At 72.3% G+C, this 15,062-nt stretch carries 14 protein-coding genes; 2 read left to right on the top strand and 12 right to left on the bottom strand.

The window, feature by feature from the left end; genetic code table 11:
- Positions 1–7: 7 nt before the first annotated feature.
- The 5 genes from ACZ6BB_RS04350 to ACZ6BB_RS04330 all read right to left on the bottom strand — a co-directional run bounded on the left by ACZ6BB_RS04350 (position 8) and on the right by ACZ6BB_RS04330 (position 6,158).
- Positions 8–1,732, bottom strand: coding sequence for a BCCT family transporter (locus tag ACZ6BB_RS04350; protein ID WP_471613794.1), 1,725 nt, complete (start codon positions 1,730–1,732; stop codon positions 8–10).
- A gap of 83 nt (positions 1,733–1,815) precedes the next feature.
- Positions 1,816–3,081, bottom strand: coding sequence for a M14 family metallopeptidase (locus ACZ6BB_RS04345; protein WP_471613793.1), 1,266 nt, complete (start codon positions 3,079–3,081; stop codon positions 1,816–1,818).
- On the bottom strand, positions 3,078–5,042 hold the full coding sequence (locus tag ACZ6BB_RS04340) for a Xaa-Pro dipeptidyl-peptidase (protein WP_471613792.1): 1,965 nt from the start codon (positions 5,040–5,042) through the stop codon (positions 3,078–3,080). Before ACZ6BB_RS04340 ends, ACZ6BB_RS04345 begins: the two co-directional genes overlap by 4 nt.
- A gap of 109 nt (positions 5,043–5,151) precedes the next feature.
- Positions 5,152–5,628, bottom strand: coding sequence for a F0F1 ATP synthase subunit B family protein (locus ACZ6BB_RS04335; RefSeq protein WP_471613791.1), 477 nt, complete (start codon positions 5,626–5,628; stop codon positions 5,152–5,154).
- Between the two features lie 50 nt (positions 5,629–5,678).
- On the bottom strand, positions 5,679–6,158 hold the full coding sequence (locus tag ACZ6BB_RS04330; protein ID WP_471613790.1) for a macro domain-containing protein: 480 nt from the start codon (positions 6,156–6,158) through the stop codon (positions 5,679–5,681).
- A 79-nt stretch (positions 6,159–6,237) separates the two neighbouring features.
- Here ACZ6BB_RS04330 and ACZ6BB_RS04325 point away from each other — a divergent pair, with 79 nt between their 5' ends.
- Positions 6,238–6,969, top strand: a complete 732-nt coding sequence (locus tag ACZ6BB_RS04325) for a MerR family transcriptional regulator (RefSeq protein ID WP_471613789.1) — start codon at positions 6,238–6,240, stop codon at positions 6,967–6,969.
- Between the two features lie 180 nt (positions 6,970–7,149).
- Here ACZ6BB_RS04325 and ACZ6BB_RS04320 read toward each other — a convergent pair whose 3' ends face one another.
- From ACZ6BB_RS04320 to ACZ6BB_RS04305, 4 genes are all read right to left on the bottom strand, one after another.
- Positions 7,150–9,324: a 3-hydroxyacyl-CoA dehydrogenase NAD-binding domain-containing protein gene (locus ACZ6BB_RS04320; RefSeq protein ID WP_471613788.1), complete on the bottom strand. Its 2,175-nt coding sequence runs from the start codon at positions 9,322–9,324 to the stop codon at positions 7,150–7,152.
- Between the two features lie 41 nt (positions 9,325–9,365).
- On the bottom strand, positions 9,366–10,580 hold the full coding sequence (locus ACZ6BB_RS04315) for an acetyl-CoA C-acetyltransferase (protein WP_471613787.1): 1,215 nt from the start codon (positions 10,578–10,580) through the stop codon (positions 9,366–9,368).
- 46 nt (positions 10,581–10,626) lie between these two features.
- A complete protein-coding gene (locus ACZ6BB_RS04310; protein ID WP_471613786.1) occupies positions 10,627–11,838 on the bottom strand; it encodes a CaiB/BaiF CoA transferase family protein in 1,212 nt (403 codons plus the stop codon).
- A 122-nt stretch (positions 11,839–11,960) separates the two neighbouring features.
- Positions 11,961–12,377, bottom strand: a complete 417-nt coding sequence (locus ACZ6BB_RS04305) for an MmcQ/YjbR family DNA-binding protein (protein WP_471613785.1) — start codon at positions 12,375–12,377, stop codon at positions 11,961–11,963.
- 92 nt (positions 12,378–12,469) lie between these two features.
- Between ACZ6BB_RS04305 and ACZ6BB_RS04300 the strand changes: the two genes are divergently transcribed.
- Positions 12,470–13,648 carry a saccharopine dehydrogenase family protein gene (locus ACZ6BB_RS04300; protein ID WP_471613784.1) on the top strand — a complete coding sequence of 393 codons (1,179 nt, stop codon included), beginning with the start codon at positions 12,470–12,472 and terminating at the stop codon, positions 13,646–13,648.
- A gap of 34 nt (positions 13,649–13,682) precedes the next feature.
- Here ACZ6BB_RS04300 and mmpA read toward each other — a convergent pair whose 3' ends face one another.
- From mmpA to ACZ6BB_RS04285, 3 genes are all read right to left on the bottom strand, one after another.
- Positions 13,683–13,829, bottom strand: coding sequence for a morphogenic membrane protein MmpA (gene mmpA / locus ACZ6BB_RS04295; protein WP_471613783.1), 147 nt, complete (start codon positions 13,827–13,829; stop codon positions 13,683–13,685).
- A 128-nt stretch (positions 13,830–13,957) separates the two neighbouring features.
- The gene (locus ACZ6BB_RS04290; RefSeq protein WP_471613782.1) at positions 13,958–14,647 is read right to left on the bottom strand and encodes an endonuclease V; all 690 of its coding nucleotides are present in this window, start codon (positions 14,645–14,647) and stop codon (positions 13,958–13,960) included.
- 47 nt (positions 14,648–14,694) lie between these two features.
- The gene (locus tag ACZ6BB_RS04285; protein WP_471613781.1) at positions 14,695–15,021 is read right to left on the bottom strand and encodes a plasmid stabilization protein; all 327 of its coding nucleotides are present in this window, start codon (positions 15,019–15,021) and stop codon (positions 14,695–14,697) included.
- Between the last annotated feature and the right edge of the window lie 41 nt (positions 15,022–15,062).

Genomic DNA, 15,062 nt, shown 5'->3' with positions numbered 1-15,062 from the left:
GCCCCTTTCACTCCGGGCGGTGGCCGATCGGGTCGCCCTCGATCTCCGTTCCCTGACCCGGGCCGACCCTGATCTCGAACTCTCCGTCGTACCGCTTGTGGCCCTCGATGACCGCCAGTTCGACCGCCTCGGAGGCCATCTCCTCGCGGACGATCACCGAGTCCCGGCGCAGGTCGCGCATGAGCGCGACGCACATGCCGATCATGACGAGGACGAACGGGGCCGCGGCGAGGATCGTCAGGTTCTGCAGGCCCGTGAGGGCGTCGCCCTGGCCGCTGCCGACGAGAAGCATGATCGCGGCGACGGCGCCGGTGAGGGCACCCCAGAAGACGACGACGAAGCGGCCGGGTTCGAGCGCTCCGCGCTGGGAGAGCGTGCCCATGACGATCGAGGCGGCGTCGGCGCCGGAGACGAAGAAGATACCGACGAGAATCATCACGAGCAGGCTGGAGACCGTGGCGGCGGGGAACTCGTGGAGGACCGCGAAGAGCTGGCCCTCCGGAGTGGCCTCCTCACCGAGCCGCCCCTGCTCCTGGAGCTTCATCGCCGTACCGCCGAAGACGGCGAACCAGACGAGACTGACCGTGCTGGGGACCAGGATGACGCCGCCGATGAACTGGCGGATGGTACGACCGCGGCTGATCCGGGCGATGAACATGCCGACGAAGGGCGTCCAGGAGATCCACCACGCCCAGTAGAAGACGGTCCAGCTGCCGAGCCAGTCGGCCACGCCCTCGCCGCCGGACGCCTCGGTGCGGCCCGCCATCTGGGCGAGGTCGCCCAGGTAGGCGAAGGCCGAGGTGGGCAGCAGGTCGAGGACCAGGATGGTCGGGCCGGCGACGAAGACGAAGACCGCCAGCAGCAGGGCCAGCACCATGTTCGTGTTGGACAGCCACTGGATGCCTTTCTCCACCCCGGACACGGCGGAGGCGACGAACGCCAGGGTGAGGACCGCGATGATGCCGACGAGCAGGCCGGTGCTCACCTTGTCCATCCAGTCCAGCTCCTTGAAGCCGGAGCCGATCTGGAGGGCGCCGAGGCCGAGGGAGGCCGCCGAGCCGAAGATCGTGGCCACGATCGCGAGGATGTCGATGACGCGGCCGAACGTGCCGTTCGCGTGCTTCTCGCCGATCAGCGGGGTGAAGACGGCACTGATGGTCTGGCGGCGCCGCTTGCGGAAGGTGCTGTAGGCGATGGCCAGGCCGACCACCGCGTAGATCGCCCAGGGATGCAGCGTCCAGTGGAAGAGGGTGGTCGCCATCGCCGTTTCCATGCGCTCGCCGGAGCCCTCGGGGTTCGTGCCCGGCGGGGGCGAGGTGTAGTGGGCGAGGGGCTCGCTCACGCCGTAGAACATCAGACCGATGCCCATGCCGGCGCTGAACATCATGGCGACCCAGGAGACCGTGCGGAACTCGGGCTTCTCGCCCTCGACCCCCAGGTGGATACGGCCGTAGCGGCTGACCGCGAGCCACAGGGCGAAGATCACGAAACAGGAGGCGGCCAGCATGAAGGCCCAGCCACCGTTGTGGATCAGCCCGCTCAGCATCTTGCCGGAGACGGTTTCGAGCGAGTCGGTCCAGATGGCGCCCCAGAGGACGAAGGCCAGGGTGAGTGCCGCCGTCACGCCGAACACGACGCGGTCCGTCCCGGGCCGCCCGCCGCCGGGGAGGCCCGCTTCCGAGCCCGGAAGCGCGCCTCCCCCGTGGTGGGTGGTGTGGTGGTCGTGCGTCACAGGTGGAACCTTTCAAGAGTGGCTGGAACTGAACCTCTCCTGCCCAGGAACGCCTATCACATGTGACCTCGACCCTTACTTGTTCAACAGGTCGTGTCGGGCTCTCCCTCCGTCAGTCGGTACGGCGCCCGCTCGTCGAGCAGCAGCGGCACGAGCGCGCGCTGCCGCTGGCGCAGCGGTACGAGCGCGCCGTCGCCACCGGGGCGTGCGCGGACGCCGTGCAGGGCCAGCTCATCGGCGACGTCCTCGTACTGCTGTGCGGTGAGCCGATAGCCGCAGGGTGGGTCCTGGATCACCTCGGCGGGTTCGGCCGGGTCGTTGTCGGCTCCGCCGAGGTAGACCGGGCCGGTGTCGCGGAGGCCGGCGAGCCGGGCCGCGCCGGTGACCCGGTCGACGTGTCGGCCGCGTTCACCGGCGAAGGAGAACAGACCCTTCAACGCGGCGAGCTGCGAGTTCACCCGGCGGAGGTTGTCGGCCGGTCCCTCGGTGCCGCCCGTCGGCGGATCCACGCGGCTCTCGATCAGCAGTCCGACCGAGTGCTTGATTCCGGACATGTTCCGCAGGATGCGTTCCTGGCCGTCGCCGGCGACCTGGCGGATCGGGTCGCCGGTGACCGGGTCGGTCCAGATGCCGTAGGTGCCGGTCGAGTGACCGGCGGTCCGTGCGGCCGGGCGGACGTGGTCCAGGGACAGGGTGCGGGCCTCGGCGTGGACGGCCGCGTCGGTGTTGAGGTTGCGGGGCCAGAGGTCGAAGAGGTCCTTGTCGTAGTACCGGGGTGTGGCGCCGTATTCGTGCAGGTCGTAGACGATGTCGGGTGCGCGGTCGCGCAGGACGGCGGCGAGCGCCCGGCCCTCGGCCGTGCGCAGGGCGAGATGGTCGCGGTTGATGTCGACGCCGTCGGCGTTGCCCCGGGTGTCGGCGGCCCGGCCGTCGGGGTTGGCCGTGGGCACGACGAGGACGGTGGTGGATCTCAGCAGCCGCCGGGTACGCGCGTCCCTGGTGTGGGCGAGGTCACGGACGGTGCTGAGGCAGGCTTCGCGGCCCGAGGGCTCGTCGCCGTGCTGGCTGCAGATGAGCAGGACCGTGCGCGAGGCGGCGCGGGCGCCGACGCGGACGAGCTGGAGCGGGCGGCCCTGCCCGGTCGTGCCGATCCGGGTGACCGACACACGGTCGCTCGTCCGGTCCACGGCGGCCAGGAACTCCTGTTCCTCGGGCAGGCCGGTCCAGCGGGCGCCGCCCGACTCCTCGAACGCGGTGCGCGGCGGGACGGTGTCCGCCGCGTAGGCGGGTGCCGACAGCAGGGGTGCGGCGAGCGCCGTGGCGATCAGTACCGCGATCCGGGCCCTCATTCCGTGCCGCCCGGGACACGGGCGGCCCGGCCCGGGTCGCGGACGCCGTCGAGGACGGTGGCCCCGGGGGCGGCCGTGGCGCCGGTGGTGGCCCGCTCGAAGGCTTTGGCACCGCCGACCAGTGGGACCTTCGCGGAGGTCTTCCTGAGGTCGATGGTCAGGGCCGGTGTGCCGGCGGGCGGGTCGATGAGGTCCTCGTCGGTGCCCGCGACGATCAGTGCGAGGCGGTGGCCCGCCGGGACGACATGGTCGCTCGCGTGCAGGTCGAGGGTGATCGTGTACGGCTTGCCGGGCGTGAGCGGGGCTCCGGTGCCGGACGCGTGGTGGCCGAGGTCGGCCCAGCCGCGGCTGAAGATCGTGTACTCGACGGCGGCGGTCTTCGCCCGGGTCTCCCGGAAGCAGGAGCTGTCGCCGGTGGTGCTCGGTCCCCAGCAGGTGCGCTCGGTGAGGGTGGTGATGCCCTCGCCCGCCGCGCCGTAGTCGCGGATGGTGTCCGGGCCGAGGTCGACGAGGACCGCCGAGAGGTGGGCGGCGGAGGTGGTGGGCGTCGCGGTGACGGTGACCTCGCCGGAGCCGGACAGCCGCAGGTCCTTGGTGAGCGGAGCGGTGACGAAGCCCGCCTTGCCGGGGGTGGACCGGTCGACGTGCGCGGCCCAGTCGGTCTCGTTCAGCGTCGGGTCGTCGGTGAAGGTCTCGGTGCCGGAGCCCTTGCGCAGGCCGAGGGTGCCGACGCCCGGTGCACTGCCCTTGCCCGGGCGGAGGGTCGTGGTCTTCGCCGCGCGGGGCGGCCAGACCGTGGACGTCTCCCACCGGTTCGGGTGGCGTTCGACGTCGGCCATGGGTTCGTCGTCGATGCCGTTGTCGTAGCCGAGGAGTTCGTGGTCGAACCAGCGGTGCAGGGTGTCGACCCACTGCGCGCGGCGGAAGTCGAACGGGTCGACGTGTCCGGTCTGCGAGAGCCAGATCTTGCGCTCGACGCCCCGCTCGGCGAGGGCGTCCCACCACTGGCCGAAGTGCTTGGGGCGGACGTTCAGGTCCTGCTGTCCGTGGACGACGAAGACGCTGGCGTCGATCTTCCGGACGTCCTTGACGTAGTTCCGCTCGGTCCACAGCGGGGTCCAGTCGCCGGTGCGCGGGGCGCCCTCGACCAGTTTCCGCTGGACGGCTCCGCACTTGGCGCGGGCCTCGGGGCTCTCCACGTAGTCGGCGAGCCAGTCGGGTCCGGAGTTGTAGAGCGGGGCGCCCTCGGCGAAGTAGTAGTCGTACCAGGAGGAGATCGCGCCGATCGGGACGATGGTCTCCAGACCTTCGACGCCGGTGGCGGCCACGCCGTTGGCTATCGTGCCGTCGTAGCTCTTGCCGATCATGCCGGTACGGCCGTTGGTCCAGCCGGCCTTGGCCTTCGTGGTGCCCGTGCGGGTGGTGTACGCCCTGCCGCGGCCGTTGAGCCAGTCGACGACCGCCTTGGCGGACCGGATGTCGGAGCGGCCGCCGACGTCCACACAGCCGTCGGAGCGGTTGGTGCCGGCGAGGTCGACGGCGACGAACGCATAGCCGCGGGGCACGAAGTAGTTGTCGTAGAACAGCGGCGTCTGGACGATGTTCCCGGCCGCGTCGTAGGTCTTGAGCTGGCTCTCGTTGCCGCGTCCGCAGCAGGCGTAGTACGGGCTGGCGTCCATGATCACGGGGATTTTGCGGCCCCGCTGGGCGGGTTCTCTCGGACGGACGATGTCGACGGCGACACGGTCCTTCCTCCCGTCCCGGTCACCGTCGAGCCCGGTGTCCACCCAGACGGCCTCGCGGATGGCGTTGTCGTAGGAGTAGACCGGTTCGCTCTTCCGGGGGGCCGGAGTGCCGGCGACCGCCGGGGTGAGGAACGAGGCCGTGAGAGCGGCGGCCGTGGCCGCCGTCGCGAGCGATCTCCAGGTCGTGAAGCGTGCACGTCGCACAGGTATCGGCATGCGCGGACGGTACTGCGGTCAACTCCCGTGCAACAGAGGCACTTTTGGTGCTCGCGGGACTTCGGCCACGCTCTGGCCGAAAGGAGCCACCACGAGGGGTCCATGATCCTCAGGGGCGCGGCTGGACCCTCTCCCCGACCGGTTCGCCGACGATCCTGCCGGCGAGGTCGGAGGCCAGTGCCCGGGCATGGACACGCAGTTCGGCCTCGGCCGTGGCACGGTCCTCGGTGAGGCGGGCATGGCCCTCGGCGAGCAGGGCGGCGCACTCGGCTCGGGCGTCGGCACGGGCCCCGGCGATCAGGGCGGCGCCCTCCTCGTGGGCACGCCGGCGAATGCGGGTGGCCTCGTGACGCGCCTCGGCCAGGACCTGTGCCACCTCCGCCCGCTTGACCTGGATCTCCTCACGCAGGGCTTCCGCCTCCGCCTCGGTGCCCTTGGTCGCCGCCTCCCGTTCGTCCAGGACGCGCTCGACGCGGGGCACGAGACGGACGAAGAAGAGGAACACGAGCGCGAACAGCCCCGCCGTGACGACGAGTTCCGCGACGAGGGGGTTCAGCGGGCCGATGTCCATGGGGAACAGATGCATACCGGTGCCCTACCCGCTCGCATCCCGGCGGTACCACCCCCGGTCCGGGTTCAGTCCCCGTGGTCGTACACCGTCACCGGTATCCCGCGCCGCACCAGGCGGTCGGCGATCAGCGGTTCCACCCGCGACCACCTGCCGCCCGCGAGTCCGCAGCCGATCCGGGGCATGTGGACCGATGCCTCCAGCTCCAGGGCCTTGTCGGCGAGCAGGGCGAGGGCCGTGTCGACGGCCTCGTAGCGGACGGGTACGCCCTTGCTGCCGGTGCGGGTGCCGTGCTGGCCCACCAGGTTCGCCACCCAGGTGTACGGGCCGACCCGGACGAACTGGGCGGCGCCGAGTCCGAAGTCGTTGTCCGCCCGGGCGCGGTGCCAGGCGCGGTAGGCGGCCTCCGGCTCCGGCCAGCGGCGCGAGAGGGCGAGGACGAAGCCCTTGCCCCAGCCGCCCATGTCGTTGGCGACATGGGCGATGATCTTGACGCCCTTCCCCAGCGGCGTGGTGGCGTCCCCCCGGACGTAGGTGATCCCCGGCATGACGCCACCGTACGGGGCGGGACCGACAATCGGCCGTCCGAGGTGTCACGGCGCCGGTGGGACGGCGATACTGCTGTGCATGACCACCGACACCGGAGAGAGCGCCGGCGGCGGCTCCGTCGAGAGCGCCGCAGAGATCGTTCTCACCGTGGACGAGCTGGCCGCGCGAGCGGGGGTCACGGTGCGTACGGTCCGTTTCTACGGCACCCGGGGGCTGTTGCCGCCGCCGGTGATCGGGCCCCGCCGGGTCGGTCACTACGGCCGGGACCACCTCGCGCGGCTCGCGCTGATCGAGGAACTGCAGCGGCAGGGCATGACCCTCGCGGCCATCGAACGGTATCTGGGGCAGCTGCCGCCGGACCTCACCCCGCGCGACCTCGCGCTGCAGCGTGCGGTGGTGGCGTCGTGGGCGCCGGACGCGGTGGAGACGGTCACGCGGGAGGAGCTGGACCGGCGGGCCGGGCGGGCCCTGGGTGACGCGGACGTGGAGCGGCTGCTCGCGATGGGCGTGGCCGAGCGGGACGGGGACGGTCTGCGGGTGGACACCGGGCTGCTGCGGCTCGGGGTGGAGCTGCTCGACGTGCCCCTGTCCGAGGAGTCGATCCTGGCCGCGCGGAGTGTGCTGATCGAGCACTCGCGGGCTGCCGCGTACGCGTTGTCGCGGCTGTTCCGGGAGGCGGTGGCGGAGCGGGACGCGCAGGCAGCGCGGGCGTTGTCGGCGCGGATGCAGCCGCTGGTGGTGCAGGCGTTGTTGACGACGTTTCAGCGGTCGTTGACGGAGGAGATGCGGGGGTGGGTGGTGGAGTCTTGAGGGGCCTTCTCCTCGCCCCCGCCGCCCCTACCCGTCCCGTCCCCCAGGGGCTGCGCCCCTTCGACCCCCGGCCGTCCGCCCGGTGGGGGTCGTTCGCGCAAGTCCCGCGCGCCTGAGAAGCAGGGGCTGCGCCCACTGCTTCTCAGGCCCGACGCCGGTGGTCCTTCAGGGCCGGTCGGCTCACCTGTCGGTGAAGCGTTCCCCCCTCGCCGCCTTCTCCAGGAGCAGCCGCGGTGGGGTGAAGCGGGGGCCGTAGCGGTCGGCGAGTTCCTGGGCCCGGGCCACGAAGCCGGCGGGGCCGCCCTCGTAGCCGTTGATGTACTGCAGGACGCCGCCGGTCCAGCCGGGGAAGCCGATGCCGAGGAGGGAGCCGATGTTGGCGTCGGCGACGGAGGTCAGGACGCCCTCTTCGAGGAGGCGGACCGTGTCCAGGGCCTCCGCGAAGAGCATGCGTTCCTGCATGTCCTCGAACGGGATCCGGTACCCGGGCCTGGTGAAGTGCTCGCGCAGTCCGGGCCAGAGCTTGCCGCGGCGGCCGTCGGGGCCGTAGTCGTAGAACCCGGCGCCACCGCTGCGGCCCGGGCGGGCGAACTCGTCGACCATCCGGTCGACGACCGCGTCCGCCGGGTGCTCCACCCATGTGCCGCCCGCCTCCTCCACGGCCCGCCGGGACTCGGCGCGGATCTTGCGGGGCAGGGTGAGGGTCAGCTCGTCCACGAGGGACAGGACCTTGGCGGGGTAGCCCGCCTGGGCCGCCGCCTGCTCGACGGACGCGGGCTCGATGCCCTCCCCCACCATCGCGACGCCCTCGTTGATGAAGTGCCCGATGACCCGGGAGGTGAAGAAGCCGCGCGAGTCGTTGACGACGATCGGGGTCTTCCTGATCTGGCGGACGAGGTCGAAGGCGCGGGCCAGCGCCTCGTCGCCCGTCCGCTCGCCCTTGATGATCTCGACGAGCGGCATCTTGTCGACGGGCGAGAAGAAGTGCAGGCCGATGAAGTCGGACCGGCGGACGACGCCCTCGGCCAGCTCGGTGATGGGGAGGGTGGAGGTGTTGGAGCAGAGCAGGGCGTCCGGTGCCACGACCCCCTCGATCTCCTGGAAGACCTTGTGCTTCAGCTCGGTGTTCTCGAACACGGCCTCGATGACCGCGTCACAGCCCGCGAGGGCGGCCGGGTCGGCGGTGGGGGTGATGCGGGCGAGGAGGGCGTCCGCCTCGTCCTGCGTGGTGCGGCCCTTGGCGACCGCTCTGGCACAGAGCTTCTCCGAGTACTCCTTGCCCTTCGCGGCCGCTTCGGGCGTCACGTCCTTCAGGACGACGTCGATGCCCGCGCGGGCGCACGAGTAGGCGATGCCGGCCCCCATCATCCCGGCGCCGAGGACGGCGGCCCTGCGGACCTGGCGGGGCTCGATGCCCTGGGGGCGGTTCGCCCCGGAGTTGACGGCCTGGAGGTCGAAGAAGAAGGCCTGGATCATGTTCTTGGACGTCTGGCCCGCCGCCAGCTCCACGAAGTAGCGCGCCTCGATGACCTGGGCGGTCTCGAAGTCGACCTGGGCGCCCTCGACGGCGGCGGCGAGGATGCTGCGCGGCGCCGGGTAGGGCGCGCCGCCTGTCTGCTTGCGCAGGGTGGCGGGGAAGGCGGGCAGGTTCGCCGCGAACTTCGGGTGGGAGGGGGTGCCGCCGGGGATGCGGTAGCCGGGCCGGTCCCAGGGCTGCTGCGACTCGGGGTGGGCGTCGACGAAGGCGCGGGCCTTGTCCAGCAGCTCGTCCTGGGTGGTGGCCACTTCGTGGATCAGGCCGTTCTCCAGGGCACGTCGCGGGCTGTACTGGGTGCCCTGCAGCAGCACCTTCAGCAGGGCGTCGGCGATGCCCAGCAGGCGGACGGTGCGCACGACACCGCCGCCGCCGGGCAGCAGGCCGAGGGTGACCTCGGGGCAGCCGATCTTCGAGCCGGGGACGTCGAGGGCGATGCGGTGGTGGCAGGCGAGGGCCAGTTCGTAGCCGCCGCCCAGGGCCGCGCCGTTGATCGCCGCGACGACGGGCTTGCCGAGGGTCTCGATGCGGCGCAGGTTGCGCTTGATCTCCAGGCCGCCGTCGAACAGCTGCCGCGCGGTGTCGGGGGTGACCCGGATGAGGTCGCGCAGGTCGCCGCCGGCGAAGAAGGTCTTCTTGGCGGAGGTGATGATGACGCCGCGAATGCTGTCCTTCTCGGCCTCCAGGCGGTCGGTGATCACCGCGAGGGAGTCGCGGAACGCCTGGTTCATGGTGTTCGCGGACTGGTTCGGGTCGTCGATGACGAGGGTGACGAGGCCCGTGCGGTCCTGTTCCCAGCGGATGGTGGTGCTCTCGGTCATAGCGGGGGTCTCCGTAGAAGTCTCTTGGTTCCGCCGGGGTTTCAGACGCGTTCCACGATCGTCGCGATGCCCATACCGCCGCCCACGCAGAGCGTGGCCAGCCCGTACCGCTTGTCCTGCCGCTCCAGTTCGTCGACGAGGGTGCCGAGGATCATCGCGCCGGTCGCGCCGAGCGGGTGGCCGAGCGCGATCGAGCCGCCGTTGACGTTGACCTTGTCGAGCGAGAGGCCCATGTCCCGCACGAAGCGCAGGACGACGGCCGCGAACGCCTCGTTGATCTCGACGAGGTCGATGTCGTCGATGGTCAGCCCGGCCTTGGCGAGGGCCTTGCGGGTCGCGGGTGCGGGGCCGGTGAGCATGATGGTGGGCTCGGAACCGGAGACGGCGGCGGAGACGATCCGGGCGCGCGGTCGCAGCCCGTACCGCTCGCCGATCTCCCGGGTGCCGATGGCGACGAGGGAGGCGCCGTCGACGATGCCGGAGGAGTTGCCCGCGTGGTGGACGTGGTCGATCTCCTCGACCCAGTGGTACTCCTGCAGCGCGACCGCGTCGAAGCCGCCCAGGTCGCCGATGTCCGCGAAGGACGGCTTCAGCCGGGCGAGGGAGTCGGCGGTCGTGCCGGGACGCATGTACTCGTCGTGGTCGAGGACCACGAGACCGGAGCGGTCGGTGACCGGGACGACGGAGCGGTCGAAGCGGCCGTCCTTCCAGGCGGCGGCCGCACGTTCCTGGGACAGTGCCGCGTACTCGTCGACGTCGCGCCGGGAGAAGCCCTCGATCGTGGCGATGAGGTCGGCGCCGATGCCCTGCGGCACGAAGTTGACGGCCAGGTTGGTCATCGGGTCGTTGAACCAGGCTCCGCCGTCGGAGGCCATCGGCACCCGGGACATCGACTCGACGCCACCCGCGAGCACCAGGTCCTCCCAGCCCGAACGCACCTTGGCGGCGGCCAGGTTGACGGCCTCCAGACCCGAGGCGCAGAAGCGGTTCTCCTGTACGCCGGCGACCGTGTCCGGCAGTCCGGCGGCGATCGCGGCGGTCCGGGCGATGTCGGAGCCCTGGTCGCCCACCGGGCCCACGACGCCGAGCACGATGTCGTCGACCGCGGCCGGGTCGAGGCCGGGGAAGCGACGCCGGACCTCGTGGATCAGGCCGACGACGAGGTCGATGGGCTTGGTGCCGTGCAGGGAGCCGTTGGCCTTGCCGCGGCCGCGCGGGGTGCGGATCGCGTCGTACACGTACGCTTCGGTGCTCACGAGTCTGGCCTTTCCAGTGCGGGAGGGTGCGGCCCGGGGGCCGGGGTCAGGCGGTGTCCTTTACGGACGCGTCCGACGGGGAGGCGCCGGTGCCGGACGCGTCCGGCGACGGGCCGGCCTCGGCGGAGGCGTCTCGCGCCAGGCCCGGTATGCCCCAGTCGTGGGCCACGTCCGCCGTGTCGGCACCCGGCTGGGCGGGGCCGCTGCGGACCGAGGTGTGCGTGGCGGAGAAGCGGGGCGCGGGGGCGGGCTGGGTGATGCCGCCGAAGTCGGTGAAGGTGCCCCGGGCCGCGAGATGCGTGTGGTGCGGGGCCTCGCCCAGGGAGAGGACGGGGGCCACACAGGCGTCGGAGCCCTCGAAGACGGCCGTCCACTCGTCCCTCGTACGGGTGGCGAAGCGGGCCGCGACCGTCGCGCGCAGCTCGTCCCAGGCGGCCAGGTCCTTGCGGGCCGGGGCCCGGTCCGCGATGCCGAGGCGGCCCACGAACTCGTCGTAGAACTGCTGCTCCAGGGCGCCGACGGCCATGTACCGGCCGTCGGCGGTCTCGTAGGTGCCGTAGAAGGGGCAGCCGCCGTCGAGGAGGTTGGCGGCGCGGCGGTCCTGCCAGCGGCCGGCGGCGAGCATGCCGTGGAGCATCGCGGAGAGGTGCGCGGTGCCGTCGACGATGGCCGCGTCCACGACCTGGCCGGTGCCGGTCGCGCGGGCGTGGTGGAGGGCGGCGAGGACGCCGACGACGAGGTACAGGGAGCCGCCCGCGTAGTCGCCGAGGAGGTTGGCGGGGGCGGGCGGCGGGGCGTCCGGGGTGCCGATCATGCCGAGGGCGCCGGTCAGCGCGATGTAGGCGATGTCGTGGCCGGCGCGCTGCGCGAGCGGGCCCTGCTGGCCCCAGCCGGTCATCCGGCCGTAGACGAGCGCCGGATTGCGGGCGTGGCAGGTCGCGGGGCCGACGCCGAGGCGCTCGGCGACGCCCGGGCGGTAGCCCTCGATCAGGATGTCGGCGCGGTCGGCCAGGTCGAGGACGAGGTCCGGGCCCTCCGGGGACTTCAGGTCGACGATCACCGACCGCTTGTTGCGGTTGGTCACGTCGTAGAGGGGGTTCACGGCGAGACCCGTGCCGCCCGGCCGGTCGACGCGGACGACGTCGGCGCCGAGGTCGGCGAGGAGCATGGCGGCGAAGGGTCCCGGTCCGATGCCCGCGAGTTCCACCACGCGCACACCGGCGAGCGGGCCGTGCCCGGGCGTCTTCGCCACTGTCATCGAGCCCCCATGCTCTGTGACACAGATGATGTAACACCAGTGATGTTAGGAACGGGGTCCACTCCGCACAAGCCCCGAGTGAGCAAACGCTTAGTCATTGTGCCCGGAGTCCCGGCGGGGTGTCAGCCCGCGCGCTCCGGGCTCCCGGCGCCGGGGGCGGCGCGGGCCTCCAGCTCGGCCGTCAGCCTCTTCGGGGCGATCACCCGGTAGCTCTCCTCCACCCAGTCGCACAGCAGCTCCGCGACCGGGGCGCCCTCCTCCTCCAGCGGGACGCGCACCCACCCCGCCTTGCCCAGGCCGTATCCCGCGGGCTCGGCGCCGGGGCAGGCCAGGGCGTGGGCATGCGTCTCCTCGTCCCTGAGCTTGACGGTGACGCCCAGCGGATGGCTGCCGTCGTCCGTGCCGAGGAACACGAACACCTTCTTGTGGACCTTCGCGACACTCTCGCCCCACGGGAACTCCTCGACCGCACCGGGCATCCCGAGGGCGAACTCGCGCACCTTCTCCCACTTTTTCAGGGCGTTCCTGGGTACGGTCACGGCCACCTCCGGATCCCGCGCGCTTCGCTGCTCGTCACTCACGCTAGCCTCAGCCACCGACAACGGCGCGTGGGCGAGTGCTGAGAGGTGCGATGAGCGGGCACAGCAGGGCGGATCGGGCGTACGACATCGTGCTCTACGGGGCGACGGGGTTCGTCGGGGAACTCACCGCGGAGTATCTCGCCGCGCACGCGCCCGGGGGGCTGCGCTGGGCGATCGCCGGGCGCAACGCGGAGAAGCTCGCGGCGCTGCGCGAGCGGCTGCCCGGTGGCGCGGAGATCGGCGTGCTCCAGGCGGACGGGTCCGATCCGCGGGCCGTGCGCGAACTCGCCCGGCAGGCACGGGTGGTGGCCACGACCGTCGGCCCGTACATCACGCACGGCGAGGAGCTGGTGGCCGCCTGCGCCGACGAGGGCACCGACTATCTGGACCTCACCGGTGAGCCCGAGTTCGTCGACCTGACCTTCGTCCGGCACGACGCACGCGCGCGGGAGACCGGCGCCCGGATCGTGCACGCGGCCGGTTTCGACTCGATACCGCACGACCTGGGCGCGTACTTCACCGTGCGTCAGCTCCCCGAGGATGTGCCGATCACCGTGGACGGCTTCGTGCGCGCCGAGGGGATGTTCTCGGGCGGCACGTTCAACTCGGCCCTCACCGGGTTCTCGCGCGCCCGGCAGGCGATGGCGGCCGCGCAGGACCGCAAACGGCACGAGCCGCGCACGGTGGGGCGGCGGGCGTACGCGCCGGTGAGCGCGCCCCGGTTCGCCAAGGAGGTCGGGGCGTGGGCGCTGCCGCTGCCGACCATCGACGCGCAGGTGGTGCAGCGCTCGGCGCGCGCCCTGCGGTGCTACGGGCCGGACTTCCGCTACCGCCACTACGCGGCCGTGAAGACGCTGCCCTACGCGGTGGGCGGGGTCGCGTTCGTCGGCGCGGTCGTCGCCGCGGCCCAGGTGCCGCCGGTGCGGCGCTGGCTGGGCGACCGGCTCAAGCCGGGCGAGGGGCCGAGCGCGGAGAAGCGGGCGAAGAGCTGGTTCTCGGTGCGGTTCGTGGGCGAGGGCGGCGGGCGCCGGGTCTTCACGGAGGTCGCGGGCGGCGATCCCGGCTACGGCGAGACGGCGAAGATGTTCGCCGAGTCCGCGCTGTGCCTGGCCCTCGACGACCTGCCGGCCACGGCGGGGCAGGTCACCACGGCCGTCGCGATGGGCGACAGCCTGATCGAGCGGCTGCGCGCGGCGGGCATCACGTTCCGGGTGGCGGCCTCCCGGTAGCGGCACCGTCCCTCCCGGCAGGCCCGGCAGGGACCTACTGGGCCCATCCCGTCAGGGTGTAGACCATCCCGGCGATCCAGGCCAGCCCCGCGATCAGGGCGAGCAGCAGCCCGGTCGTCACGACACGCTCGACGGACTGGGTGGGGCTGGCGGCGGGCTTCGGGGCTCGGTGCGTCGTCATAGGGCACAGCCTGCCGATCATGACGGTGCGCCGGCATCCGTACACGTACTCAGTTCGTACTCAGGTATCAGGTCCGTACGTACGCACGAGGAATGCTCCGGCGCCCGCTCGCGGCCCGGTACCGCGGTTCAGCCGGCCGTCTCCCGCAGGGCACGGCGGCAGAGGGAGTCGGCGCGGCGCGTGGTCTCCGGGAGACGGTAGGCCGGGGTGAGGGCGAGCGTGTGGGCGCAGGCGTTGTCGAGGCCCACCCGGTGGCCGACGGAGACGAAGACCGGCTTGACGCCGTCGCGGGTGCGCAGGGCGCGGCCCACCTCCTCGGTGCCCGCGAGGAGCGGGGCGGCGCTGCCGCGCGGGGTGCCCGGTTCGTCGTGGGTGAAGGTGAAGGGGTTCTTCGCGACGCCGATCGTGGGCAGGCCGGTCAGGACGCCCAGGTGGGCGGCGAGGCCGAAGCGGCGCGGGTGGGCGCGGCCGTAGCCGTCGCAGACGACGAGACCGGGATCGCACGGCAGCGCGTCGAGCGCGGCCAGCACGGTCGGGATCTCACGGAACGCGAGCAGTCCGGGGACGTACGGGAAGGAGACCCGCCCGGTCGCCGTGGCCTGCGCGACCACGGCCAGCGTCGCCGCGTCGAGCACCACGGCCGCCGCCGCGACCACGTCCCGCTCGTCGTCGTAGGCCACGTCGACACCGGTGACGTGCCCGGTGCCGGGCGGCGGCCCGGTCTCGTCGAGGACCACCCGGCCCCGCAACTCGTCCTGCACGGCCAGGGCCTGCTCTGCGGTGGCGGGCCAGCCCGCCGGGATGCGTACGGTCGTCATGGTGCTGACGAGCGTACGCATCCCGGGCACGGCGGGGCGGTTCGGGGCTACTTGTCGCCGAGGGCGCGCTCGAGCTGGCTCTTGTTCATGTCCGAACGGCCCTTGATGCCGCGCTTCTTGGCCTCTTCGTAGAGCTGGTCGCGGGTGGGGCCCCCGGCTCCCCGGTGCGAGCGCCGGCCCCCACGCTCGCCCGACGACATGTCCTGCGTGGAGGTGCGGCTCGCGGTCCTGGACTCGCCGGACCGGGCGCGTTCCTTGTTGACCGTCCGGGCGGCGATCTCCTTGGCGCGCGACTCGCTCTCGCCCCGGTCCTCGGCGCTCTCCTTGATGTGCTCGTACTGGCGTTCCCTCTTGGGGCTCGAACCGCGTGGCATGCAGATCACTCCCTTCGTGGTTGGAACACGCCACGGGTACC

It is taken from the genome of Streptomyces sp. NPDC041108, from assembly GCF_055592645.1.
The sequence above is the reverse complement of the archived record's forward strand: the minus strand, read 5'-3'. Positions and strand labels throughout refer to the sequence as shown.

Excerpts from the sequence above, each read along its gene's own strand:
- ACZ6BB_RS04345 (WP_471613793.1), bottom strand. The coding sequence starts at position 3,081 with ATGAGGGCCCGGATCGCGGTACTGATCGCCACGGCGCTCGCCGCACCC.
- ACZ6BB_RS04340 (WP_471613792.1), bottom strand. The coding sequence starts at position 5,042 with ATGCCGATACCTGTGCGACGTGCACGCTTCACGACCTGGAGATCGCTC.
- ACZ6BB_RS04335 (WP_471613791.1), bottom strand. The coding sequence starts at position 5,628 with ATGCATCTGTTCCCCATGGACATCGGCCCGCTGAACCCCCTCGTCGCG.
- ACZ6BB_RS04330 (WP_471613790.1), bottom strand. The coding sequence starts at position 6,158 with ATGCCGGGGATCACCTACGTCCGGGGGGACGCCACCACGCCGCTGGGG.
- ACZ6BB_RS04325 (WP_471613789.1), top strand. The coding sequence starts at position 6,238 with ATGACCACCGACACCGGAGAGAGCGCCGGCGGCGGCTCCGTCGAGAGC.
- ACZ6BB_RS04320 (WP_471613788.1), bottom strand. The coding sequence starts at position 9,324 with ATGACCGAGAGCACCACCATCCGCTGGGAACAGGACCGCACGGGCCTC.
- ACZ6BB_RS04310 (WP_471613786.1), bottom strand. The coding sequence starts at position 11,838 with ATGACAGTGGCGAAGACGCCCGGGCACGGCCCGCTCGCCGGTGTGCGC.
- ACZ6BB_RS04300 (WP_471613784.1), top strand. The coding sequence starts at position 12,470 with ATGAGCGGGCACAGCAGGGCGGATCGGGCGTACGACATCGTGCTCTAC.
- mmpA (WP_471613783.1), bottom strand. The coding sequence starts at position 13,829 with ATGACGACGCACCGAGCCCCGAAGCCCGCCGCCAGCCCCACCCAGTCC.
- ACZ6BB_RS04290 (WP_471613782.1), bottom strand. The coding sequence starts at position 14,647 with ATGACGACCGTACGCATCCCGGCGGGCTGGCCCGCCACCGCAGAGCAG.
- ACZ6BB_RS04285 (WP_471613781.1), bottom strand. The coding sequence starts at position 15,021 with ATGCCACGCGGTTCGAGCCCCAAGAGGGAACGCCAGTACGAGCACATC.